This is a genomic window from Marinomonas colpomeniae (assembly GCF_014803385.1).
Classification (GTDB): Bacteria; Pseudomonadota; Gammaproteobacteria; order Pseudomonadales; family Marinomonadaceae; genus Marinomonas; species Marinomonas colpomeniae.
Map to the genome: position 1 here is coordinate 438,698 of NZ_JACYFC010000001.1, position 22,185 is coordinate 460,882.

Below are 22,185 nucleotides of genomic sequence, written 5' to 3' on the forward strand. Positions count from 1 at the left end.
TATGTCAGCTCAAGATTTATTATCGCAAGATGAGATTGATGCGCTCTTACACGGTGCCGATGAAAAGCCTGTAGAAGAAGACAATAGAGATGCCAATGGCGTGGCATCCTATGATATTACAAGTCAAGAACGGATTGTACGTGGGCGCATGCCTACCTTGGAAATGATTAATGAGCGCTTTGCTCGTTATACTCGTATTAGTCTATTTAACATGCTTCGTCGAACTGCTGATGTATCATCTGGTGGCCTTCAAGTTATGAAGTTTGGCGAGTATGTGCATACACTTTATGTGCCTACCAGCTTGAATCTAGTTAAATTTAGGCCGCTAAGAAGTACTGCTCTTTTTATACTTGATGCTAAATTAGTGTTTAAACTTGTAGATAATTTTTTTGGTGGGGATGGTCGACACGCAAAAATTGAAGGTCGAGAATTTACACCAACAGAAATTCGTATTGTTCAGCTAATGTTGGAGCAAGTCTTTGTTGATTTAACAGAAGCTTGGGCCCCAGTGCTGAAGCTCGAGTTGGAATATATTAGCTCAGAAGTAAACCCTGCGATGGCAAATATAGTAAGCCCTAGTGAGGTTGTAATTGTCTCTACTTTTCATATAGAACTTGATGGCGGAGGGGGAGAGCTACACATCACCTTACCTTACTCTATGATTGAGCCTGTGCGTGAATTGCTTGATGCAGGTGTTCAAAGTGATGTAGATGAAAAAGATGACCGCTGGGGGAAATCACTCGAACAAGATGTAAAAGATATTAACGTTCAGTTATCTGTAAATGTAGTGAACCGAAAAATTTCGTTGGGTGAAGTGATGAAGTTTAAAGCGGGTGATGTAATACCTATAGAGATGCCAGAATTTGTAACGGTTCGAGCAAATAATGTCCCAACGTTTAAAGGTAAGTTGGGTGTTAGTAATGAATGCTATTCAGTGCAAATGGTTGAAAGTCTAAAAACAACTAAGGTAACGAAGTAACATGGCAGAAAATGAATCTCCAGATCAAGAAGGAATGGATGAAGGTCTAGCTGACGAATGGGCAGCGGCCATGAACGAAGCTGGTGAGACTGGTGACGACGAAGGTCTGGAAGATGAGTGGGCAGCCGCTATGACCGAGCAAGATGTTGTTGAGCCCATTAAATTAGAAGAACTGACAGCGCCAGCTGTTCCAGGTGGCGCTGTTGGTTCTGATCTTGATTTGATCATGGATATTCCTGTTACCCTTGCTATGGAATTAGGAAGTACAGAAATAGCTATTCGCACTTTAATGCAACTAACGCAAGGATCTGTTGTGGAACTTGATCGTTTTGCTGGTGAGCCGTTGGATGTTCTAGTAAATGGTACATTAATCGCGCATGGTGAAGTGGTTGTAGTGAATGACAGGTATGGTATCCGTTTGACGGATGTTGTAAGTCCTAGTGAGCGAATTAGACGACTGAAGTAAAGCCAATTGATTTTTTCTTTTTTAAATAGATATATTTTTACAGCCATATTTTGTATGGCTGCTCCTTTTTCGTATTCTGTTGAGATACAGGGCGTATCTGCCGCGTCTTCCATATGGAAGATAGTTATTTCTCTTCTTTTTATTATTGCCTTTATACCTGCTTGCCTTTGGTTAATGAAGCGCTTTCAGTTGGCTCAAATGAAGTTGGGTCAATCGGATATTAAAATTGTTAATGTTCAATCCCTAGGGGCAAAAGAAAAGCTGATGTTAGTGGAGGTCGAGGGCGAGCGTATGCTCATTGGAGTGACTTCTCATACAATTTCTCACTTGAAGAGCTTTTCATCGGGGAGCCATTCATTTGCCTCTGTAATGGAAGATGTAGGTCGAGAAAGTGCAAGCGACTCTAAAAGTGGTGGTAATATTAAGTGATTCGTTTTGTTCTTCTTTTTATATTGCTTGTGCCTAGTCTTTCTTGGGCAGAGGTTGGTTTGCCTGCGGTAAAAGTTATTACCAATGCTGACGGTAGTCAGGATTATACCGTTTCCTTGCAGATACTCTTTATCATGACGGCTCTGACGCTTTTGCCGGCGGCGCTAATGATGATGACCTCTTTTACTCGAATTGTTATCGTTCTTGCGATCTTGCGTCAAGCCATAGGGCTTCAGCAAACGCCTTCTAATCAGATTATGTTAGGCATGGCTCTGTTCCTGACTCTGTTTATAATGACGCCAACTTTAGATAAGGTAAATGCAATAGCATTACAGCCTTATTTAAACGAAGAAATGACATCAGTTCAGGCTGTTGAGGCGGCATCGATGCCTATGCGAGATTTTATGTTGGCACAAACGCGAGAAGATGATATTGCTCTTTTTGTTAAGTTGGCTGGGCGGGAAGGAACGATTGAGTCGATGGAAGCTCTACCGTTTACGATTTTAATGCCTGCTTTTGTAACGAGTGAGCTAAAAACGGCATTTCAAATTGGTTTTATGATTTTTATCCCCTTTTTGATTGTAGACATGGTAGTTGCCAGTGTTTTGATGGCGATGGGTATGATGATGTTGTCACCTGTTATTATCTCTTTGCCGTTTAAAATAATGCTTTTTGTCATGGTGGATGGCTGGGCTATGATTATGGCGACATTAGCAGCAAGTTTTGGGATTTAATTATGAATCCTCAGGTGGTATTGGATTTATACGGTCAAGGATTTTACTTAATCGTTTTAATCGTTGGTGCGGTGATGGTGCCGAGTTTATTGGTTGGTTTGATTGTGAGTATCTTTCAAGCCGCAACGCAAATAAACGAACAAACCCTTTCTTTTTTACCTAGGTTAATTGTAACTATTCTGGTTATTATGCAGTTGGGGCCGTGGATATTGACTAAGCTAATGGATTTTACAACTGGGCTATTTATTAATATTCCTATGATTATAGGCTGATGCTAGAGCTTAATCCTGATCAGTTATTGAATTTGACCATTAGCTTCCTCCTGCCTTTTTTTCGTATTGGTGCTTTTTTTATGGCACTGCCATTATTCGGTAGTCGTTTGGTTAATGCGAGAGTTCGTATTAGCTTTTCTTTTCTTGTTGCTGTTATTGTTACTCCTTTTGTTGACATTCCTAACCATGATCCTATATCGCCAGCGTATATCGTTTTAATTGCTGAGCAGTTAGTTATTGGCTTTGTATTAGGCTTTGTTATTACTATTTTCTTTCAGCTTTTTTCTCTTGCAGGGCAATTGGCTGCTATGGCTGCGGGTCTTGGTTTTGCTATGTCTAATGATCCAGCTAACGGGATTTCAGTTGCAACTTTAGGGCAATATTATCTGTCTATGGTGGCATTGGCTTTTCTTGGTACTGATAGTCATTTGGTAATGATAGAGTATTTGGCAGAAAGTTTTAACTACTGGCCTATAGGTGCAGGTTTTGATAGTCAAAGGTATTGGCAGTTGATTCTACTTGGCGGGTGGATGTTTGAGAAAGCGTTGCTTATTGTGCTGCCCTTGGCGATTGCTGTTCTGGTAATTAACTTGTCTTTTGGTGTTGTTGCTAAAGCATCTCCTCAGTTGAATATTTTTGCGCTGGGGTTCCCGATTATTATGTTATTTTCTCTGTTCTTCTTTTGGATTATGTTAGACGACTTTTTAGATATTTATTTTGTCTTTTTCAAAGAGATTATGGACTGGATGAAATTTACTTGGGGGATTGAGCTAAATGGCTGAGAATGAAGACGGTAGTGAAAAAACCGAAGGTGCCAGTAGTAAAAAATTACAAGATGCCCGTAACAAAGGTAATTTACCTCGCTCTAAGGATTTAAGTTCTGCTCTTTTGTTAATCGTGGCTGCAGCTACTATTTATGGAACAGGGACCTTGTTAGTTCGTGATTTAGCAGATTTGTTTGATTTTAACTTTAGTATTGAGCGAAGGGATTTATTTGATCTAAGCCGTATGATTTTTCACCTGTATGGTTCGGTTGTTGCGATGATGGACTCAATGGTGTTGCTTATGTGTGTTTTAGCGGCAGCCGGCGTTGTTGGAAGTATCGCTCTTGGTGGTTTTAATTTTTCCTGGGAGCCTTTGACGCCTAAGTTAAGTAAGTTGAACCCTATTGCTGGACTGAAAAGAATGTTTTCTGTTCAGTCTTTAGTTGAGCTTCTAAAGTCAATTGCTAAAGTGTCGCTGGTGGGGGTGATTGCTTTTGTGGTGCTGAGCTATTTCTTACCTGAAACCTTAGGTTTAACCTTTCAATCTATTCAGTTGGCTATTGCTCATGGTATCGATATTGTTATTTGGTCTTTTGTTTTTGTTACTCTTGCTTTGGCTTTTATTGCGGCGATCGATGTGCCTTTCCAGGTATGGTCGCACAAAGAGAAGCTTAAAATGACTAAGCAAGAAGTGAAGGATGAGTTTAAGCAGCAAGACGGTGACCCTTTAGTTAAAGGGCGAATTCGTCAAATGCAACGGCAGGCTGCGATGAATAGAATGATGTCTGATGTTCCGCAGGCAGATGTTATTATTACCAATCCGACACATTTTTCTGTTGCTTTGAAGTATGACCAGATTGGTGGTTCGGCCCCTGTATTGCTGGCAAAGGGAGGCGATTTTATCGCATTGAAAATTCGAGAGGTTGGCAATCACTATGATATCCCTGTGATACAATCTCCAGAATTGGCGCGTGCAGTGTATCACCATACCGAAGTGGGTGATGAAATCCCGCAAGGCTTGTTTAAAGTAGTAGCTCAATTGTTGGCTTATGTTTACCAGTTGCGAAATGCTCGTCAAGGGGCTCAAAGACCTGATGTTATGCCAAATTTGGATGTGCCTGATGAGTTTCAGTGGAATGGTGATTAGTCGTGCCTTGTCTTTTTCTATAGGGATTTTTTGTGAATTTTGACCGTGGTCGTCTTGCAGGGCAAGTTCAGGGTGCTTTTAGTGGGAATCTAGGTATTCCTATTTTGTTATTGTCGCTATTGGCGATGATGATTTTACCTATTCCTGCTTTTTTACTCGATGTGCTTTTTACCTTTAATATTGCTTTGGCTATCGTTGTATTACTTGTTGCAATTTACTCTTTACGTCCCCTAGATTTTGCTGTCTTCCCTACTGTGTTGCTTGTCTCAACTTTAATGCGTTTGGCGCTTAATGTTGCTTCTACCCGTGTAGTTTTGCTCAATGGGCATGAGGGCGGCGATGCTGCAGGTAAGGTTATTCAAGCCTTTGGTGAAGTGGTTATTGGTGGTAATTACGTTGTCGGTTTTGTTGTTTTTGCTATTTTGATGATTATTAATTTTGCAGTAGTGACAAAGGGCGCGGGTCGAATTTCTGAAGTAAGTGCCCGCTTTACCTTAGACGCAATGCCAGGTAAACAGATGGCAATTGATGCTGATTTAAATGCAGGGATGATAGATGCAGAGCAAGCAAAAACACGTCGTGTGGAGATTGCTTCAGAAGCTGAGTTCTACGGTTCAATGGATGGTGCTTCTAAATTTGTAAAAGGGGATGCGATTGCTGGTCTATTGATTTTAGGGATTAATATTATTGGCGGTCTATCTATTGGAATGGCACAGCATGACCTTTCCTTTACCGAAGCAATTGAGCGTTATTCTCTACTAACTATTGGTGATGGCCTTGTTGCTCAGCTGCCTTCGCTTATGTTGTCTACAGCAGCTGCGATTATGGTAACTCGAGTGAATGAAACCGGTGACATGGGTTCGCAAATTATGCGGCAAATGTTTGGTTCCTCAAAAGCTTTGTACGTTGCTGCTGGGGTGATGGTTATCATGGGGATCGTTCCTGGTATGCCTCATTTCTCGTTCTTGTCGTTGGCTGCTTGTTTGGGTGGTCTTGCATATTTTCTTGATTACCGTAAAAAGCAAAAGCCTAAGCAAAAACAAACTAGTTCGAAGAAGGCTGTCTCTGAAGATGGTGCGCCTGCAGAAGTTAAAGATCTTAGTTGGGATGATGTGGCTCCAGTAGATATGCTGGGTTTGGAGGTTGGTTATCGCTTAATACCTCTTGTGGATAAGACTCAAGGTGGGGAGTTGCTTGCAAGAATAAAAGGCGTGCGTAGAAAGCTTTCTCAAGATTTGGGTTTTCTAGTGCCAAGTGTGCATATTCGAGATAATTTAGATTTAATGCCGAATGCTTATCGAGTGACTTTGATGGGTGTTAGTTTGGCTGAGGCTGAAGTGCACCCTGATAAAGATTTAGCAATTGACCCAGGGCAGGTGTTCGGTACTATTGAAGGTGTGGCAGGCAAAGATCCATCATTTGGATTGGACGCGGTGTGGATTGATCCTAAAAAAAGAGATCAGGCGCAAACCTTTGGCTACACTGTTGTTGATGTGAGTACTGTGGTTGCAACTCATATAAATCAAATTATGCACAAGCATGCTTATGAATTGATTGGGCACGATGAGGTCCAGCAGTTATTGAGTTTATTGAAGCAGTACAATCCTAAGTTAGCTGAAGAGTTAGTGCCAAATACGGTTCCTCTTAGCGTGCTTTTGAAAGTGCTACAGAACTTATTGATAGAAGGTGTGCCCTTACGAGATATGCGAACTATTGCGGAGTCTATTATGGGGGTTCAGCCTAAAACTCAAGACCCTATGATATTGACTGCTGCGGTTCGAACTTCTTTGTCTCGATTGATTATTCAGACATTGGCTGATGGTATTGAAGAAATTCCTGTGTTGACGTTAGAGCCTCAACTAGAAAAAATGCTGATGCAGACAGTGCAGCAAAGCCAGCAATCTGGTATTAAGAATGAAGAGGCATTAATCTTAGAGCCTCAAATGGCTGAACAATTACAGAACTCTTTGAAGCAGTCAGCGGAGCAGCAAGAAGCCATGGGAAATACACCAATCCTTATTGTTTCCGCGCCTATAAGGCCAATGTTGGCACGTTTTATGCGTTATGGTATGGTCAATATGTCAGTTCTTTCGTATCAGGAGGTGCCAGATCATAAGCGGATTACAGTTGTTGGGGTGATTGGTCAATAAAATACGCATAGATTAATGCGCTGTATTTGTTTAGAATTTTCGGGTAAGCTATGGATTTTTAAGAAAAATAAACTGGAAGGATTGAGTTATTCATGCAAATTAGGCGGTTTCGAGCACCTGACATGCGGCAAGCGATACGGAAAGTTCGTGATGCGGTAGGCCCTGATGCGGTCATTTTGTCAAATCAACGCCTACCAACTGGCGAAATAGAAATAGTTGCCGCTTTAGACTACGACGGATCTTTACCTTCAGGTATGTCATCTAAGCGTTCGCCATCTCCTTCCGAGCAAGACGGTCCTAGTGCAGACTATTTAGAACGAATAGAGAGGGCTAAGCAACAAGTACCTCCTGTTGAGAATATTAAAACTCCATCTAGCACTGAACACCGTCCGACTACCCAATTTGAAATGCCTCCAATTTCTGAGGACAAAACAGACCCTAAAGTTGAAGAGGCGTTATCAATACGGAATGCTGAGAACGCAAAACAATTCAGAGACATGAAGTTAGAGCTTGAAAATGTTCGTGCTATGCTTGAACTTCGTCAGCAGGCTTCACCACAATCTGACAGCAAAGTGAATGAAATTGAGATAAGAGCGGGTGATAAGCTTAAAAGTCTAGGGTTGTCTGATTTTGTTGTTTCTAGGCTTATTGATGATATTGATTTACAAGGACGTGAAGACGATTGGAATCGTTTGCTTGCGCACTTGGCTGATTATATTCCGGTTCGCTCGGGATCATCAGAGCTTCGAGGTTGTATCGCTTTTATGGGACCTACAGGCGTAGGGAAAACAACTTCTATTGGTAAAATCGCTGCGCAACATGTTCTAAAGCACGGCTCTGATGGTGTTGTTTTAATTACAACAGATACCTATCGTATAGCGGCACATGAGCAATTACGAACGTTTGGTCGTATTTTAAATGTCCCTGTTGAAGTGGTTAATGAATACTCAGATTTAAATGATGTATTGGCTAAATATGCAGATTACTCATTAGTGCTTGTAGATACTGCAGGGATGAATCCAAGAGATTCAAACCTTGAACGTCAGCTTTTAATGATTAAGCGGGCGCGAGGAAATCTTAAAAAATTATTAGTGTTACCTTGCACTAGTCAAAGGCAAGTTTTAAAAACAGTCATCGATGTTTACTCTCAAGTGCAATTAGATGGTTGTGTATTAAGTAAGCTAGATGAATCTGCTTCACTTGGTGAGGCAATTAGTGTAGTTATTGAAGAAGGGTTGCCTGTTGTATATATAGCAGACGGCCAACGTATACCTGATGATATTGAACCAGCCCGAGCACATAACTTAATTAGTCGAGCTGTATATACAGCGGAACATTATAGTCAGCTCTATGGGTCACTAAAGTATGGTAGTTAGTAAAGATATGTTATTACTGAAAGCGTTGCGCCTAACTATGTAGTACAGTTAATTGGTGCAACTAACTTAAATAGTAAAGGTTGCTTAGAATATTTTATGCAGACCAAGAATGGATATAATACATACTCAAAAAAAGCAGTACAGTCGATTGACTCGATTGTTGAGCAATATGGGTATTTAGTAAAAAAAATTGCCTATCACCTATTGGCTCGTTTGCCGGATAGTGTTGATGTTGATGATTTAACTCAGGCTGGCATGATGGGATTGATTGAGGCGTACAAACGCTTTGAATCGACCAAGGGTGCTAGTTTCGAGACGTATGCCGGTATTCGTATTCGTGGCTCCATGATGGATGAAGTGCGAAAAACAGACTGGGCGCCTCGCTCTGTTCGTCGAAATGGTAGGGCGGTTGCTAATGCGATTAAAGAATTAGAGTCTAAATTCGGACGCGAGGCTTCCGATATGGAAGTGTCAGCTCATATGGGTATTGGATTGGATGAATATCATGAAATGATACACTCTTCTATGTCTACCCAATTATTTAGCTATGAGGAAATGCTGGATTCTGATACTAATAGTTTAGATGGTATCGAATCAGGAAGTGAGAACTCTCCCTATTCTTTAGTAGAAGAAGGTGATTTTCAAAGTGGATTGGCAAGTGAAATAGATAATCTGCCAGAAAGAGAAAAATTAGTATTATCTCTTTATTATAATGAGGAGTTAAACTTAAAAGAAATTGGCGCCATTTTAGGTGTTAGTGAATCAAGAGTTAGTCAAATACATAGTCAAGCGGCTATGCGCTTACGAGCTCGATTAAGTAATTGGCGAGATTAAATTATGAATTTTGGAATATTACCTTTGGGGTGTGGAGGTTGCATTGGATAAAAACATGAAAATCCTGATTGTTGATGATTTCTCGACAATGAGACGAATCATTAAAAATTTACTGCGGGATTTGGGTTTTACCAATACTGTTGAAGCGGATGATGGAACGACTGCATTGCCAATACTTCAGGCTGGGTCGATCGATTTTCTTGTGACGGATTGGAATATGCCTGGCATGACTGGCATAGAATTACTTCGTGCTGTTCGAGCTGACGATAAACTGAAAACCATTCCTGTTCTTATGGTAACGGCTGAAGCAAAACGTGATCAAATTATATCTGCGGCTCAGGCCGGAGTGAATGGTTATGTTGTAAAACCGTTTACCGCAGTGGCTCTCAAGGAAAAAATTGAGAAAATATTCGAACGAATAGACGCTGCTAAATAGGGAAGCTTGATGTCAAAAGTATTGGAAACTGGGCTAGTGGACTATGAGAACATAGTTAAAGATGGCACTGTAGAGCTTTTGAAGAATATTGAAGATAGCGATTTTAATAGCGCAATTCAAAAAATTCAAGAGTTGAGCGAAGCTCGACATAAGCTTTTTTACAATGAAGTGGGTCATTTAACCAGAAGTTTGCATGATGCTATTCGCGACTTCCAAGTTAGCTCTGTCGACTTGGTCAATGATGAAGGTAAAGCTGAAGTTAATAAAATTACAGATGCTTCTGATCGATTAAATTATGTTATCGAAACGACTAGCGCAGCAGCCAATAAAACAATGGATATGGTTGATAGTAGTGTTCCTGTAGCCAGTGAGCTTCAAAATCAGGCTAGAGGTTTACGGAAAGATTGGAGTCGCTTGATTCAAAGAGATTTATCACCTCAAGAGTTTCGAGACTTATACAAACGAATTGACATTTTTTTAGGTTATACAGACGAAAGTGCGACTACCTTGCATTCAAACCTCAACACGATTCTTCTAGAGCAGGGTTACCAAGATCTGACAGGTCAAGTAATTGCTAGAGTGAATGATTTAATTCGGGATGTAGAAGTTAAACTTGTGCACCTCGTTGCTGTTGCTGGACGCGTTGATAGTATCTCTGGGATTGATCATAAAGAGAGTGAGAAAGAACCTGATGATGGTGATACTCGTGGGCATGGGCCGGCTATTGACAAACAAAACAACCCTGAAGTACTGGGTAGTCAAGACGAAGTAGACGACTTGCTATCAAGTCTTGGTTTCTAAAAGGAGCAGGGTATGAGTTTCGAACTCGATGAAGAAATTTTACAAGATTTTTTGGTAGAAGCTGGTGAGATTTTAGAGCAGCTTTCTGAACAATTAGTAGATTTAGAGAACAATCCTGAAGATAAGCCTTTGCTTAATGCAATATTTCGTGGCTTTCATACCGTTAAAGGTGGTGCAGGATTTTTACAGCTTACAGCTTTAGTGGATTGTTGCCATTATGCTGAGAATGTTTTTGATATTTTAAGAAATGGTCAACGCCATATAGATTCAGATTTGATGGACATCGTTTTGCAGGCGCTTGATGCTGTAAATGAGATGTTTGATGCTGTACGAGCTGGCGCTGAGCCTGAACGCGCATCTCCTGAGCTGATCGAAGCTTTGAAAGCTTATTCTACGGCACCAACAGAAGAAGAGCTGTCAGGTGGTAGTGAAGAAGCTGATGTTCCGGCAGGGCATGATGTTGATTTAGAAGAGGTTAGTGTCTCTGATTCTACAGACGCAGAGCCTGCTGACATTTCTGATGATGAATTTGAATCTTTACTAGATGCGCTAGGGGATACATCGAATGATGCTCCTAAGGTAAGTGAAGCGCCTAAATCTGATGATGACATCACAGAAGATGAGTTTGATGCGTTATTAAATCAATTGCATGGTGGTAATGCGCCGGGTATAGAAGATAAAGCAGCTGAGAAAAAAGCAACTCCACCAGAGTCTTCTGACGATATTACGGAAGACGAGTTTGAACAGCTATTAGACAAACTTCATGGAGAAGACGGCTCTACAGAGAAAAAATCTTCAGGAAAAAGTAAAGACTCAGATGGTGCTTCAGTACCGCCTCCAGGTGCTGGTGATCTGATAACAGATGATGAATTTGAGTCATTGTTAGATAGCTTGCAGGGACAAGGGGATACTAAAAAAGCTGACAGTCCATCTGTCGCTAAACCTACACCTAAAACTGAAAAACCAAAACCTGCGCCTAAACCTATACCTAAAAAAGCTCCGGTTAAAGCCGCTGAACCAGATGTAGCTGCCACTAAAGAAAAAGGGCCAAATGTACCTGTTGTGCAAGAAGCAACAGTTCGTGTTGATACTAAGCGTTTAGACGATATTATGAATATGGTTGGTGAGCTTGTACTAGTTCGAAACCGTCTTGTTCGTTTAGGTCTTCAAAGCGAAGATGAATCTATGGGTAAAGCTGTATCCAACTTAGATGTGGTTACAGGTGATTTGCAGAATGCGGTTATGAAAACGCGTATGCAACCTATTAAAAAGGTTTTTGGTCGCTTCCCACGAGTGGTACGAGATCTTGCTCGTAACATGAAGAAAGAGGTCAATCTTATTCTTCGTGGTGAAGACACAGACTTAGATAAAAACTTAGTTGAGGCATTAGCTGATCCACTAGTACATTTGGTGAGAAACTCTGTCGATCACGGTGTTGAGGGTCCTGATGCACGTGAAGCTAAAGGTAAGCCTCGAGTCGGTACGGTTATTTTATCTGCTGAACAAGAAGGTGACCATATACTATTGTCGATCGATGATGATGGTGCAGGTATGGACGCTAACCACCTTCGCGGTATTGCTGTTAACAAGGGGTTAATGGACGCTGATGCTGCAGATCGATTGTCTGATGAAGAAGCATTTAATCTGATTTTTGCACCTGGTTTTTCTACAAAAGTAGAGATTACCGATGTTTCCGGCCGTGGTGTTGGGATGGATGTGGTGAAAACCAAAATATCCCAATTAAATGGTACTCTAGAGATTAAATCGGTTCTTGGTCAAGGTTCGCGCTTTATTATTAAAGTGCCATTAACTTTGGCAATCATGCCAACTTTAATGGTTACTCTTGCAGACCAAGCTTTTGCCTTTCCTCTCGTTAGTGTTAATGAAATATTTCATCTCGACTTGAAAAAAACCAATATTGTTGATGGTCAACAAGTCGTTGTGATTCGAGGAAAAACATTACCGATATTCCACCTTAAAAGTTGGTTGGTTAAAGGAAGCAGTAAAGATGATTTACCTTCAGATGCTCATGTTGTTGTTGTTCAAGTTGGCATAAATGAAGTGGGCTTTGTTGTTGATCAATTGGTTGGCCAGGAAGAAGTGGTTATAAAACCATTAGGTAAAATGTTGCAGGGTACTGCAGGTGTGGCTGGTGCAACAATCACAGGTGATGGTCGTATTGCATTGATTCTGGATGTTCCTAGTATGCTTAAAACTTATGCATCAAGGTAATACGGTTTTCGTTTAGGGGATTTGCTATGCCTGTAAAGGTACTGGTTGTCGATGATTCGGGTTTTTTCCGTCGTCGTCTTGTTGAAATATTTGAAGCGGATCCAAGACTTACTGTAATTGGTACAGCCAATAATGGGCAAGAGGCGATTGATAAGGTTCAATCATTATCGCCTGATGTTGTTACTATGGATTATGAGATGCCAGTGTTAAATGGCATCGATGCCGTAGCTAACATCATGAAAGTTAAGCCTACGCCAGTTCTAATGTTTTCTTCATTAACTCATGAAGGAGCAAAAGTTACTCTAGATGCTTTAGAAGCTGGTGCAGTTGATTTTATGCCAAAGAATTTTGAGGATATTTCTCGTGATTCTGCGGTAGTAAAACGTGCATTGGTTGATCGAGTCTTGGCTGTATCAAGAACTCGTCTTGCAGGTAGTCGTGGCCCTGTAGAGGCCCTTGCTCCGCGAGTTGCACCTAAACCGATTGTTACTGCGCAAGGGGTTATTATTCCTCGCGTAAGAAAGCGAGTTAGTCTTATTGCTATTGGTACCTCTACTGGTGGTCCAATGGCCCTTCAAACTGTATTAAGTAAGTTGCCAGCCAGCTTTTCAGTGCCACTTGTGCTTGTTCAGCATATGCCAGCAGCTTTTACTGGTGCTTTTGCTGAGCGTTTAAATAATATTTGTCAAATTACAGTAAAAGAAGCCCAAGATGGTGATCGCTTACAAGCTGGTGTTGCTTTATTAGCTCCAGGCGGTAAACAGATGATGATAGATCCCCGAAACGGTGGTTGTGTTCGCATACTAGATGGCGATGAGCGCCTGAACTATAAACCATCTGTTGATGTGACATTTGGTTCTGCATCCAAATGTTATCCTGGTAAAGTCTTATCGGTAGTGATGACTGGGATGGGTGTTGATGGACGTGAAGGTGCTCGTATGCTTAAAGGCTCCGGTTCTCGAGTTTGGATTCAAAGTGAAGAATCATGTGTTATTTACGGTATGCCTATGGCCGTAGAAAAAGCAGGTTTATCTGATGATGTTATTGACTTAGAGCATATTGGTGAGCGTATTGCACGTGAGGTGAATTAGTGGACTTTGTTACTTTAGCTGGTCTTCTTATTGCCTTTAGTTCGGTGTTTTTAGCGAACTGGTTAGGAGGAGGGGAAGTTATTCTCCTCCTCAACCTACCCTCTGCAATTATTGTTATCTTAGGTAGTCTTGGGGCCACATTAATTCAAAGTAGTATACAAGAAGCCATTCGAGCTCTTGTCCTTTTAAAATGGAGTTTATTTCCTCCAATTTATGATTTTAATTCTTCTAAAGCAATTCTAAATAATCTTGCTCTTAAAGCCAGGCGTCTTTCATTGCTTGCATTAGAATCCGATGTAAATGCTTTTGGTAATCATTTTTCCAGTCGTGCATTACAAATGGCTATAGATGGAACTGATCCCGATTTATTGGAGGATAGGCTTCACGACGACGCGATTCGAATTTACGATAAACGAATGAAAAGTGTGGCTTTCATAGAGTCAATAGGAGGGTATGCTCCAACTTTGGGTATTATGGGGTCGGTGCTTGGTTTGATCCAAGCTATGGCTAACTTAGATAGTCCTGAAGCCTTAGGGCAGGGTATTGCTGTTGCATTTGTATCAACACTTTATGGCCAAGGTTTTGCTAATTTAGTTGTCTTTCCTATTGCTAAAAAACTTTCTGGCTATGTTGATAGAGAGCTTCTTTATCATCAATTCATCATTGATGGTGTATGTGGTATTGCTGTAGGTAAACATCCATATCGATTAGAGTTAGAGCTTAATACCTATGAGTGATAATCCTACTCGTACTTCTAAGCGTCGGAGAATTACTAAAAAAAAATCTTCTTCTTCTGACGCTCAAGGTCGAGATCGTTGGATATTGTCCTATGCGGATTTTATGACACTATTATTCGCTTTTTTCGTCGCTCTTTATGCATTATCGGAAAAAAACTCAGGTGATGAACGTCGTTTAAAAGAAACTCTAAATGGCGTTTTTGACGCGGTTCAAAAGTCTATTAGGCCTATTAATGTCGGAGACCCTATTGTTGGGGAGCCGAAAGATATTGATGTTGTTGAGTCGAAATCTATTCCAGTTGTTTCTCCAATAATTGAAGATAGTCACTCATCGGCCATTTACTCTTTATTAAGTCAAATCGTTGAGAAACAATTTTCTGGATTGCATCAATCAGGGCAAATCTCCGTCTCTGAATCTGCAGAGTGGGTCAGTTTAGAGCTGAAGTCTGGTCTGTTATTTAGTCAAGGTGAATATGATTTAACAAATGAAGCAGTGGCTTTGTTAATTTTAGTCGCTGATATTTTAAAGATGCATCCATCCGTCGTATTGATTGAAGGTAATACAGATGATACGGCAGTTAATTCTAGAAATTTAGTGTCGAATTGGCATTTATCTAGTTTACGGGCTTCGTCTGTGGTTGATGAATTAGTTTATAGAGGTGTGGATCCAAAAATGATCGCACCTATTGGTTTCTCTAGTGAGCATCCAAAGGTAAAGAATACCAGTGACTACGCTCGTCAGCAAAACCGTCGCGTGATTATGAGAATCAGTAAGCGCGAAGCGGAAAATGTCTATGATTACTTGTTTAAGTAGCGCGTTACTGTATATGATTACAGGGAATTGGTAAGAATAATAATAGCATAGGATACTAGGGGAGTCGGTGTGCACATTTGGGCAGTAGCAAATCAGAAAGGTGGGGTAGGTAAAACAACAACAGTTGTTTCCTTGGCAGGTTTGTTAGCAGACGCTGGACACCGAGTGTTGATGCTTGACCTTGACCCACATGGGTCATTAACCAGTTATTTTCGTTTTGACCCAGATACTATTGAACTGAGTGCTTATAACCTCTTCAAAGTTACAGGTAAAATACCTGAAGACCTACCTGCTTCATTGATTCTTGAAACGGGTCATCCAAATTTATCCTTGTTGCCTGCATCAACTGCGTTGGCGACATTGGAGCGACATGCGCAAGCACAAGGGGGAATGGGCCTTGTGATTTCTAAAATGTTAACCATTTTATGGGATGACTATGATTATGTTTTGATTGATAGCCCTCCAGTACTAGGTGTTCTTATGATAAATGCCTTAGCCGCTTGCCAGCAATTAATCATTCCAGTACAAACAGAGTTTCTAGCCATGAAAGGCTTAGAAAGAATGGTTCGGACATTGACTATGATTAATCGGGCGAGAAAACGACCTGTTCCTTATTTAATCGTTCCAACTTTATTTGATCGACGTACACAGGCTTCAAATAAAAGTTTGCGTGATTTACAAGATACTTATGAAGAATTAGTTTGGCATTCAGTTATTCCGATCGATACAAAATTAAGAGATGCAAGTACGGCAGGAATTGCTCCATCAGCATTAGATCCTAATGGTCGGGGGATTAAAGCCTACACAAGTCTGGTGGATTCTTTAATGAATCCAGTGGGATAGTAACTACTTATGAAAAATGTAAAGAATAAAGAGCCTACATTAATTGGGCCTCAAGCAGCGGTCCAACGTTATCTTGATGATTTATTACAAGAAGCGACCAATAAGCCACTAGTAGAAAGTGATGAGACTCTTGAGCAAGAATTAAGCGGGGAAAACTCCGAAGTCCAAAAGCAAGAAGAGTCGACTTTTAGTAAAGATGAACTATCTTCATTAGATGCTTCTTTTAAAGAGTTTGAAGACGCTATTTCAATTGATGAAAGTGATTCTTTTAATAATAATGTTATTGAGCCAGAGCCAGAGCCAGAGCCAGAGCCAGAGCCAGAGCCAGAGCCAGAGCCAGAGCCAGAGCCAGAGCCAGAGCCAGAGCCAGAGCCAGAGCCAGAGCCAATAATTCGAGCTTCAAAAACAGACCCTTTACCTTGGGCTGTTGGACGATTTGAATGTTTGCTTTTTTATGTTGGTGGTTTAAAAATGGCTGTGCCTCTTATTGAATTAGGCGGCATTTTCCAAAGTGAAAAAGAGAAGCTTACTTCTCTTTTTGGGCAGCCGGATTGGTTCATGGGAATTGCCAATGTTGGAGACTTTAACCTCCGAACAGTGGATACTGCACTTTGGGTTATGCCTAATCATTATGAAGGCGAATTAAAAGAAAATTTCAAATTTGTGATACAGCTTGATAGATCTGATTGGGGTGTTGCCTGTGATCATGTTGCAGAAGCAATCACCTTAGAACCATCTCAAGTTAAATGGCGAAATGATAGAAGCAAGAGGCCTTGGCTGGCAGGTACGGTTATTGATCATATGTGTGCCATACTGGATGTACAGGGTTTTATAGAATTGTTAGATGATCCAATAAATGGATTTAAGAACACACTTAAATAATTGTAATGATCATGTTTTGGTCTTGGGAGATTTATAATGGCAACGACTAGCTTAGCGATAAAAAGTGAAAAACAATCAGAAGATCCGATGTTGCAATGGGTCACATTTCGCTTAGAAAATGAAATCTATGGCGTTAATGTTATGCAAGTCAAAGAGGTTCTTCGTTATTCAGAGATAGCGCCTGTTCCTGGTGCGCCGAATTTTGTTTTGGGTATTATTCATTTACGTGGAACCGTTGTTACAGTAATTGATACTTGCTTACGTTTTGATTTGCCTTCTGGTGAAATCACTGATTCAACTCGTATCATGATTTTAGAAGTAGATGGTTATGTGATTGGTATTCTTGTGGATGCTGTTTCCGAGGTTGTTTACCTTCGACAGTCTGAAATTGAAGTGTCTCCAAACGTAGGTAATGATGAGTCTTCTAAGTTTATTCAAGGAGTTTGCCATAAGAATGATGTTTTATTGATTCTGGTTGATCTTGATAAACTATTATCTGAAGATGAATGGTCAGAAGTAGGTTCAATGTAAGTAATAGGGCAGTTGTACTTGATGGAATCTCAATGGTTATTTAACCTATTATTGACACTTCAGTTCGTAATTATCGTTGCGCTCGTTGTGTCTGCTTTTCGTTTTTCAAAACGTTTGAAGAACATGAAGCAACAACACCTAGAAACTGAAATAAACCAGAAAAAGCAAGTGCAAGTGCTTGCTTCTGGTTCTATAGGTATGGGCAGACGATTGGTCGCTATTGAAAAAAAATTGAATCTAGCTGTGGAAAAACAATCTGAAATTCTATCTAAAGAAGGCGGTGTTTCTTATAACCGTGCAATGGAACTTTTAGAAATGGGCGCAACGATTGATGATCTTGTTTCTAAATGTGGCCTTATACGAGCAGAAGCTGAATTAATTAGCTTATTAAAAAAAGAGTCTCATAGAAACTCTGATTACCATTGATGATCTTTGACTTGATGGGCGAAGGCTATTATTTCTGCCACTGCTAGATATAACGCTTCGGGTATTTCTTCTCCTAACTCCAAGGTACTCAGCATCTCTACTAGTTCAGGGCTTTGGTGTAGCATTACATCATTCTCCTTTGCGACCTCCATTATTTTCTCTGCTAACGCGCCACTCCCTTTTGCGGTAACAACTGGAGCGGTGTTGTAATCGTATTTGAGTGCAATGGCTTTTTGCATTAAGTTCTCACGTCAATTAAAGGCTTGTTTTGAATTTGGTTACTTGTTTCTTTTTGAATTAGTTTGGCTTGGAAGGTATCTAGCCTTTCTACATCGATATCTTTATCTGTTAGTTGTTTTTTTAATATAGGTATATTTTGCTGTAGCTTTTGTAAGGTTTCTTTGTCTTCTGCTACAAAAATAATACTTACTTTGTTAGCTTGAATACTAGTTCTTGCTTCAAATTTTCCTGTCTCTTCAAAATCAAATTTTAGCTTTACTAACCAACGCCTGTCTTGCTTTTTATCTGAATCAGAGTTTGCGTCTTTATTTATTTCTATCTGAACTAGGCTGTGCGTTGTTGCGTCTCTGATAGGCAGTTCAATATGTAGTGGATAAGAGGCTGTGCTTATTTGGTTCGTTTCAGAAAAATGACGTAATTGACTTGTTGTTATACGTTCAACTGCATTGCCAATCTGTTCAGTTGGAATACTTCCCAAACGTAATGCTCCTGTCATTTCTTGAGTTTCTTTCAGTCTACTTAGGTTTAATTTCAAATCTTCAGGGAGCTGAGTTTTATTATCCTGTAATAAAAGGGATTCTGAAAAAATACCACTGGTTTGTATGGCTTGTTTCATTGCTTCTGGTGATGTCGTTAAATAGTTAAGGTTTGGCATTCCCTGCATAAGTTGCTTGAGAGCTTGTTGTGTTTGAAGCGGCAAGGTTGAAGGTGTGGATTCATTAGCAGTATGTAACTGTTTAATTAACTGAGACATATCGCTGAAGGACAGCTGTTTAGGCAAGCTTTGTTTTAGCGCTTCTGTATGTGATGAAGCCGAAGCAGGTACTGTTTTAGGTGGTAGTGCTTGCATGTCATTATTCATATCAACAAGCACACGAACGACATCGCCTCTTTTCAATTCTGTTTGACTCAATATTGGAAATTCTGCTTTTCCATCGGTTACGGTTGCAATATATGGTGTGTTTTGTCGTATCGAATTAGCAGGTGTCGAATTAGTGGGTATCGAATTGGCAGGTGTCGAATTAGTGGGTATCGAATTAGCAGATGTCGAATTAGCAGGTGTCGAATTATTAGCAGGTGTCGAATTATTAGCAGGTGTCGAATTATTAGCAGGTGTCGAATTAGCAGAGGTCGAATTAGCAGGTGTCGAATTAGTGGGTGTCGAATTAACAGGTGTCGAATTAACAGGTGTCGAATTAATAGATATCGAATTAGTAGGTGTGTTACTGGTATTTATTTGTGTTGCACTAGGCTGAGTTGTATCAGGTTGAACTGAAGGTTGAGCAGTACTGATTTGTGTTGTACCTGTTTGTATAAGGTTGGCAGGCGTTGTTTTTATTTGATATGTAACTGTTTGTGTTGTATTTGCTTGGACTGTATTGACTGGCAAGTGTGCTAGTGCTGTTTGTTGAGGTGTTGTGCTTGCCGAGTTATTTGTAGGAAGAGGAGTCGATATGACCGTTAAATTTAAGACGCGAGAGGCTAATATTAAATTATCCGCACGACTAACTTGAGGCGAAGTGTTGCCTTGTATTGTTTGACTCGGCAATTTTTCTTTGGTTGTTGTTAATGTTGCCTGAAGTGGGTTTGTTTTATTGAGTTGAGCACTTTTTAGGTCATTTATATCAACCGGAGCACCTGTGTTGATAATTGTGAAGGGTTGTTGACCGCTAAGGGCATGTAATAGCTGCGCTGGTCTGCCTTGATGGTTGAGTGTTTCGCTACCTTGTATTTTTATTAGACTCAGGTTTTCTATAAATTTTATTTCACTGATCAACTTAGTGAGTGTGGCGGTATTGTTCAAGACAGGGCCGTTATTTTGTTTGTTAGATGTTTGGTTAAGCGTAGAACGAATATCGGATATCATGTAGCTTGCCTATCAGTTCGTTATTTAAGAAAGAATCTCATATAATGTGCGAGCTTTACTGTGTAATGCCTATCTAGATTATTGTATCGGCCTGAATGGATAAATCTTTTGCAATCACCTGCTTTTTTAACAATATCAGATCTTTGGATCGAACGTGGAGAAAGGGTCCTTTGTAAAGGTCTTAACTTTAATGTTTCCGTAGGGGAGATTGTTCGTGTTTTAGGTGACAATGGCGCAGGTAAAAGTTCACTGCTTAAAGTGATTGCCGGAGTTATTCCGTCATTGGAGGGCTGTATATATTATTTCGGGCAAGACATCACCCAAGACCATAGTAGATTACAACAAGATACACTTTATATAGGACATTTGTCAGGCGTAAAAAACATGTTAACCGTAGAAGAAAATCTGCGCTGGCATTGCCCAGATGTTACGACAGATAAGCTTCATTCTACTTTGTCGATTTTAGGTCTTTTGCCTTTATTAAGTACTTCGATAAAATCCTTATCAGCAGGGCAAGTTCGCCGTGTTGCCTTATCTCGTTTATGGATACAGAGAAAAAAACTATGGTTGCTAGATGAACCTTTTGTCTCTTTGGATGCCGAAGGCGTGGCTATTTTAGAAAGTCATATGAAACAACATGTGGTGGCAGGTGGTGTTGTGATTTTGACAACGCATCAAGCTTTAACCTCTATTCATTCTCGCGATATTGATTTGCTATCATGACGTATACTTCTTTTTTAAAATCTGAATGTTTAGTTTTATGGCGGCGTAAGTACGACATATTTAATGCATTGTTATTTTTTATTATGGTTGTTGTTTTATTTCCACTAGGGGTGAATGCGTCACCAGAATTTTTGGCCCCAGCAGCTGGCGGTATTATTTGGTGTGCTGCTGTATTAGCTATTTTAATGTCTATTGAAAGTATGTTTAAAGAAGATTACAGCGATGGCTCTTTAGAGCAATTGGTTGTTAGTGGCTTGTCTCTACCTTTATTGGTACTAATTAAAATTAGCCTGCAATGGGTTGCGGTTATATTTCCTTTACTCGTTATGATGCCTTTATTAAGTGAAATGCTTTATTTGTCAAGTGGCATTTTTTGGGTGTTGGTGGTGACCTTAATAATTGGTACACCCAGTTTGTTTTTAATCGGTGCTATAGGTTCGGCTTTAACGGTTTCTATAAAACAAGGAGGGGTGTTGCTGATGCTTTTGATTTTACCGTTTTATTTGCCCGTGATTATTTTTGCAACGTCCGCCATACAGACCGCACAATCGGGTTTACCCTATTCTGGACTATTGGCTCTGCTATTAGCTATTTCCTTATTATTTTTGGTCGTGTCTCCTTTCATGACGGCTATTTCTATAAAAGCGAGTGTAAACTAATGAACTGGACGTGGTTTCATAAGCTGGGATCCCCTAAATGGTTTTTTCTTTGGTCTAAATCGTATGCTTTACCGCTGTTTTTCTTAGGTAGTGTTGCGCTTGTTGTTGGCCTTATTTGGGGACTTGCTTTTACCCCAGCAGATTATTTGCAAGGTAATAGCTTTCGTATCATCTATATTCATGTGCCTGTGGCAATACTTGCGCAATCTTGTTATCTCGGGCTTGGATTTTCTGGTCTTATTTTTCTTATCTGGCAAATGAAAATAGCACCTATTTTTATCCAGTCTATCGCACCTATTGGTGCGGTAATGGCACTGATTGCTTTAGTGTCGGGAGCTGTTTGGGGAAAGCCAACATGGGGAACATGGTGGGTTTGGGATGCTAGGTTAACATCTGTACTAGTGTTGTTTTTACTCTATATGGGTATTATCGGACTGAAAAATGCATTGGACGATGTTGCTTTAGCAAATAAATCTGTCGCTGTGATTGGTGCGGTAGGCTTGATAAATTTACCCATAATTAAATATTCTGTGATCTGGTGGAATACCTTGCATCAAGGTGCAACTTTTACTCTTACTGAAAAGCCTGCCATGGCGGCTGAAATGTGGATTCCTTTGTTAATCTCCGTGATCGGGATGTATTGTCTGGTCGCGAGTCTTGTTCTCTGGCGAATGCAGTCCATTATATTAGAGCGGGAGCATAGGTCTAATTGGGTGAAGCAAGAGGTGATGAATAATGGCTTTTGATACTTT

Annotated in this window: 25 protein-coding genes; 23 read left to right on the top strand and 2 right to left on the bottom strand. The window is 40.3% G+C overall.

Annotated features, from left to right (window positions below; all coding sequences use genetic code 11):
- The first annotated feature begins 1 nt into the window (after position 1).
- The 20 genes from fliM (at position 2) to IF202_RS02200 (ending at position 17,944) form a co-directional block, all read left to right on the top strand.
- Positions 2–979, top strand: a complete 978-nt coding sequence (fliM, locus tag IF202_RS02105) for a flagellar motor switch protein FliM (protein ID WP_191593214.1) — start codon at positions 2–4, stop codon at positions 977–979.
- Between the two features lies 1 nt (position 980).
- Positions 981–1,445 (top strand): flagellar motor switch protein FliN, encoded by a 465-nt coding sequence (gene fliN, locus IF202_RS02110; protein WP_191593215.1) that lies wholly within the window; start codon positions 981–983, stop codon positions 1,443–1,445.
- A 54-nt stretch (positions 1,446–1,499) separates the two neighbouring features.
- Positions 1,500–1,874: a flagellar biosynthetic protein FliO gene (gene fliO / locus IF202_RS02115; RefSeq protein WP_206705342.1), complete on the top strand. Its 375-nt coding sequence runs from the start codon at positions 1,500–1,502 to the stop codon at positions 1,872–1,874.
- Positions 1,871–2,608 carry a flagellar type III secretion system pore protein FliP gene (fliP, locus tag IF202_RS02120; protein ID WP_191593216.1) on the top strand — a complete coding sequence of 246 codons (738 nt, stop codon included), beginning with the start codon at positions 1,871–1,873 and terminating at the stop codon, positions 2,606–2,608. Before fliO ends, fliP begins: the two co-directional genes overlap by 4 nt.
- A 2-nt stretch (positions 2,609–2,610) precedes the next feature.
- Positions 2,611–2,880, top strand: a complete 270-nt coding sequence (gene fliQ / locus IF202_RS02125; protein ID WP_191593217.1) for a flagellar biosynthesis protein FliQ — start codon at positions 2,611–2,613, stop codon at positions 2,878–2,880.
- On the top strand, positions 2,880–3,662 hold the full coding sequence (fliR, locus tag IF202_RS02130) for a flagellar biosynthetic protein FliR (RefSeq protein ID WP_191593218.1): 783 nt from the start codon (positions 2,880–2,882) through the stop codon (positions 3,660–3,662). The genes fliQ and fliR overlap by 1 nt, the downstream gene beginning before the upstream one ends.
- On the top strand, positions 3,655–4,791 hold the full coding sequence (gene flhB, locus IF202_RS02135) for a flagellar biosynthesis protein FlhB (protein ID WP_191593219.1): 1,137 nt from the start codon (positions 3,655–3,657) through the stop codon (positions 4,789–4,791). Before fliR ends, flhB begins: the two co-directional genes overlap by 8 nt.
- A 32-nt stretch (positions 4,792–4,823) precedes the next feature.
- On the top strand, positions 4,824–6,941 hold the full coding sequence (gene flhA / locus IF202_RS02140; RefSeq protein WP_191593220.1) for a flagellar biosynthesis protein FlhA: 2,118 nt from the start codon (positions 4,824–4,826) through the stop codon (positions 6,939–6,941).
- Positions 6,942–7,033: 92 nt separating this feature from the next.
- The gene (gene flhF, locus IF202_RS02145) at positions 7,034–8,317 is read left to right on the top strand and encodes a flagellar biosynthesis protein FlhF (protein ID WP_191593221.1); all 1,284 of its coding nucleotides are present in this window, start codon (positions 7,034–7,036) and stop codon (positions 8,315–8,317) included.
- A 96-nt stretch (positions 8,318–8,413) separates the two neighbouring features.
- On the top strand, positions 8,414–9,151 hold the full coding sequence (locus IF202_RS02150) for an RNA polymerase sigma factor FliA (RefSeq protein ID WP_191593222.1): 738 nt from the start codon (positions 8,414–8,416) through the stop codon (positions 9,149–9,151).
- 55 nt (positions 9,152–9,206) lie between these two features.
- Entirely contained in the window at positions 9,207–9,587 is a 381-nt protein-coding gene (locus IF202_RS02155; RefSeq protein WP_206705343.1) for a chemotaxis response regulator CheY, read from the top strand.
- A 9-nt stretch (positions 9,588–9,596) separates the two neighbouring features.
- Complete coding sequence (locus IF202_RS02160; protein ID WP_191593224.1) at positions 9,597–10,388, top strand: protein phosphatase CheZ; 792 nt, start codon at positions 9,597–9,599, stop codon at positions 10,386–10,388.
- Between the two features lie 12 nt (positions 10,389–10,400).
- Positions 10,401–12,620: a chemotaxis protein CheA gene (locus IF202_RS02165; RefSeq protein ID WP_191593225.1), complete on the top strand. Its 2,220-nt coding sequence runs from the start codon at positions 10,401–10,403 to the stop codon at positions 12,618–12,620.
- Positions 12,621–12,646: 26 nt separating this feature from the next.
- Complete coding sequence (locus tag IF202_RS02170; RefSeq protein WP_191593226.1) at positions 12,647–13,711, top strand: protein-glutamate methylesterase/protein-glutamine glutaminase; 1,065 nt, start codon at positions 12,647–12,649, stop codon at positions 13,709–13,711.
- Positions 13,711–14,448, top strand: a complete 738-nt coding sequence (locus IF202_RS17655; RefSeq protein WP_191593227.1) for a flagellar motor protein — start codon at positions 13,711–13,713, stop codon at positions 14,446–14,448. Before IF202_RS02170 ends, IF202_RS17655 begins: the two co-directional genes overlap by 1 nt.
- Positions 14,441–15,262, top strand: coding sequence for an OmpA family protein (locus IF202_RS02180; protein ID WP_191593228.1), 822 nt, complete (start codon positions 14,441–14,443; stop codon positions 15,260–15,262). The genes IF202_RS17655 and IF202_RS02180 overlap by 8 nt, the downstream gene beginning before the upstream one ends.
- A 69-nt stretch (positions 15,263–15,331) precedes the next feature.
- A complete protein-coding gene (locus tag IF202_RS02185) occupies positions 15,332–16,105 on the top strand; it encodes a ParA family protein (protein ID WP_191593229.1) in 774 nt (257 codons plus the stop codon).
- A gap of 9 nt (positions 16,106–16,114) precedes the next feature.
- Positions 16,115–16,987 (top strand): chemotaxis protein CheW, encoded by an 873-nt coding sequence (locus tag IF202_RS02190; RefSeq protein ID WP_191593230.1) that lies wholly within the window; start codon positions 16,115–16,117, stop codon positions 16,985–16,987.
- A gap of 36 nt (positions 16,988–17,023) precedes the next feature.
- Complete coding sequence (locus tag IF202_RS02195; RefSeq protein WP_191593231.1) at positions 17,024–17,518, top strand: chemotaxis protein CheW; 495 nt, start codon at positions 17,024–17,026, stop codon at positions 17,516–17,518.
- 21 nt (positions 17,519–17,539) lie between these two features.
- The gene (locus IF202_RS02200; protein ID WP_191593809.1) at positions 17,540–17,944 is read left to right on the top strand and encodes a DUF2802 domain-containing protein; all 405 of its coding nucleotides are present in this window, start codon (positions 17,540–17,542) and stop codon (positions 17,942–17,944) included.
- Here IF202_RS02200 and IF202_RS02205 read toward each other — a convergent pair.
- Positions 17,935–18,183, bottom strand: a complete 249-nt coding sequence (locus tag IF202_RS02205; RefSeq protein ID WP_191593232.1) for an EscU/YscU/HrcU family type III secretion system export apparatus switch protein — start codon at positions 18,181–18,183, stop codon at positions 17,935–17,937. The genes IF202_RS02200 and IF202_RS02205 overlap by 10 nt on opposite strands.
- On the bottom strand, positions 18,183–20,051 hold the full coding sequence (locus IF202_RS02210) for a flagellar hook-length control protein FliK (RefSeq protein ID WP_191593233.1): 1,869 nt from the start codon (positions 20,049–20,051) through the stop codon (positions 18,183–18,185). The genes IF202_RS02205 and IF202_RS02210 overlap by 1 nt, the downstream gene beginning before the upstream one ends.
- A 108-nt stretch (positions 20,052–20,159) precedes the next feature.
- Between IF202_RS02210 and ccmA the strand changes: the two genes are divergently transcribed.
- The 3 genes from ccmA to IF202_RS02225 are packed head-to-tail and all read left to right on the top strand — an operon-like array spanning position 20,160 to position 22,179.
- Complete coding sequence (gene ccmA / locus IF202_RS02215) at positions 20,160–20,774, top strand: cytochrome c biogenesis heme-transporting ATPase CcmA (protein ID WP_191593234.1); 615 nt, start codon at positions 20,160–20,162, stop codon at positions 20,772–20,774.
- Entirely contained in the window at positions 20,771–21,433 is a 663-nt protein-coding gene (gene ccmB / locus IF202_RS02220) for a heme exporter protein CcmB (RefSeq protein WP_191593235.1), read from the top strand. Before ccmA ends, ccmB begins: the two co-directional genes overlap by 4 nt.
- Positions 21,433–22,179: a heme ABC transporter permease gene (locus IF202_RS02225; protein ID WP_191593236.1), complete on the top strand. Its 747-nt coding sequence runs from the start codon at positions 21,433–21,435 to the stop codon at positions 22,177–22,179. The genes ccmB and IF202_RS02225 overlap by 1 nt, the downstream gene beginning before the upstream one ends.
- Positions 22,180–22,185: the final 6 nt, after the last annotated feature.

Bases quoted from the DNA above. Each gene is read 5' to 3' on its own strand.
- fliM (WP_191593214.1), top strand. From the start codon at position 2: ATGTCAGCTCAAGATTTATTATCGCAAGATGAGATTGATGCGCTCTTA.
- fliN (WP_191593215.1), top strand. From the start codon at position 981: ATGGCAGAAAATGAATCTCCAGATCAAGAAGGAATGGATGAAGGTCTA.
- fliO (WP_206705342.1), top strand. From the start codon at position 1,500: ATGGCTGCTCCTTTTTCGTATTCTGTTGAGATACAGGGCGTATCTGCC.
- fliQ (WP_191593217.1), top strand. From the start codon at position 2,611: ATGAATCCTCAGGTGGTATTGGATTTATACGGTCAAGGATTTTACTTA.
- fliR (WP_191593218.1), top strand. From the start codon at position 2,880: ATGCTAGAGCTTAATCCTGATCAGTTATTGAATTTGACCATTAGCTTC.
- flhB (WP_191593219.1), top strand. From the start codon at position 3,655: ATGGCTGAGAATGAAGACGGTAGTGAAAAAACCGAAGGTGCCAGTAGT.
- flhF (WP_191593221.1), top strand. From the start codon at position 7,034: ATGCAAATTAGGCGGTTTCGAGCACCTGACATGCGGCAAGCGATACGG.
- IF202_RS02150 (WP_191593222.1), top strand. From the start codon at position 8,414: ATGCAGACCAAGAATGGATATAATACATACTCAAAAAAAGCAGTACAG.
- IF202_RS02155 (WP_206705343.1), top strand. From the start codon at position 9,207: ATGAAAATCCTGATTGTTGATGATTTCTCGACAATGAGACGAATCATT.
- IF202_RS02160 (WP_191593224.1), top strand. From the start codon at position 9,597: ATGTCAAAAGTATTGGAAACTGGGCTAGTGGACTATGAGAACATAGTT.
- IF202_RS02165 (WP_191593225.1), top strand. From the start codon at position 10,401: ATGAGTTTCGAACTCGATGAAGAAATTTTACAAGATTTTTTGGTAGAA.
- IF202_RS02170 (WP_191593226.1), top strand. From the start codon at position 12,647: ATGCCTGTAAAGGTACTGGTTGTCGATGATTCGGGTTTTTTCCGTCGT.
- IF202_RS02180 (WP_191593228.1), top strand. From the start codon at position 14,441: ATGAGTGATAATCCTACTCGTACTTCTAAGCGTCGGAGAATTACTAAA.
- IF202_RS02190 (WP_191593230.1), top strand. From the start codon at position 16,115: ATGAAAAATGTAAAGAATAAAGAGCCTACATTAATTGGGCCTCAAGCA.
- IF202_RS02195 (WP_191593231.1), top strand. From the start codon at position 17,024: ATGGCAACGACTAGCTTAGCGATAAAAAGTGAAAAACAATCAGAAGAT.
- IF202_RS02200 (WP_191593809.1), top strand. From the start codon at position 17,540: ATGGAATCTCAATGGTTATTTAACCTATTATTGACACTTCAGTTCGTA.
- IF202_RS02205 (WP_191593232.1), bottom strand. From the start codon at position 18,183: ATGCAAAAAGCCATTGCACTCAAATACGATTACAACACCGCTCCAGTT.
- IF202_RS02210 (WP_191593233.1), bottom strand. From the start codon at position 20,051: ATGATATCCGATATTCGTTCTACGCTTAACCAAACATCTAACAAACAA.
- ccmB (WP_191593235.1), top strand. From the start codon at position 20,771: ATGACGTATACTTCTTTTTTAAAATCTGAATGTTTAGTTTTATGGCGG.
- IF202_RS02225 (WP_191593236.1), top strand. From the start codon at position 21,433: ATGAACTGGACGTGGTTTCATAAGCTGGGATCCCCTAAATGGTTTTTT.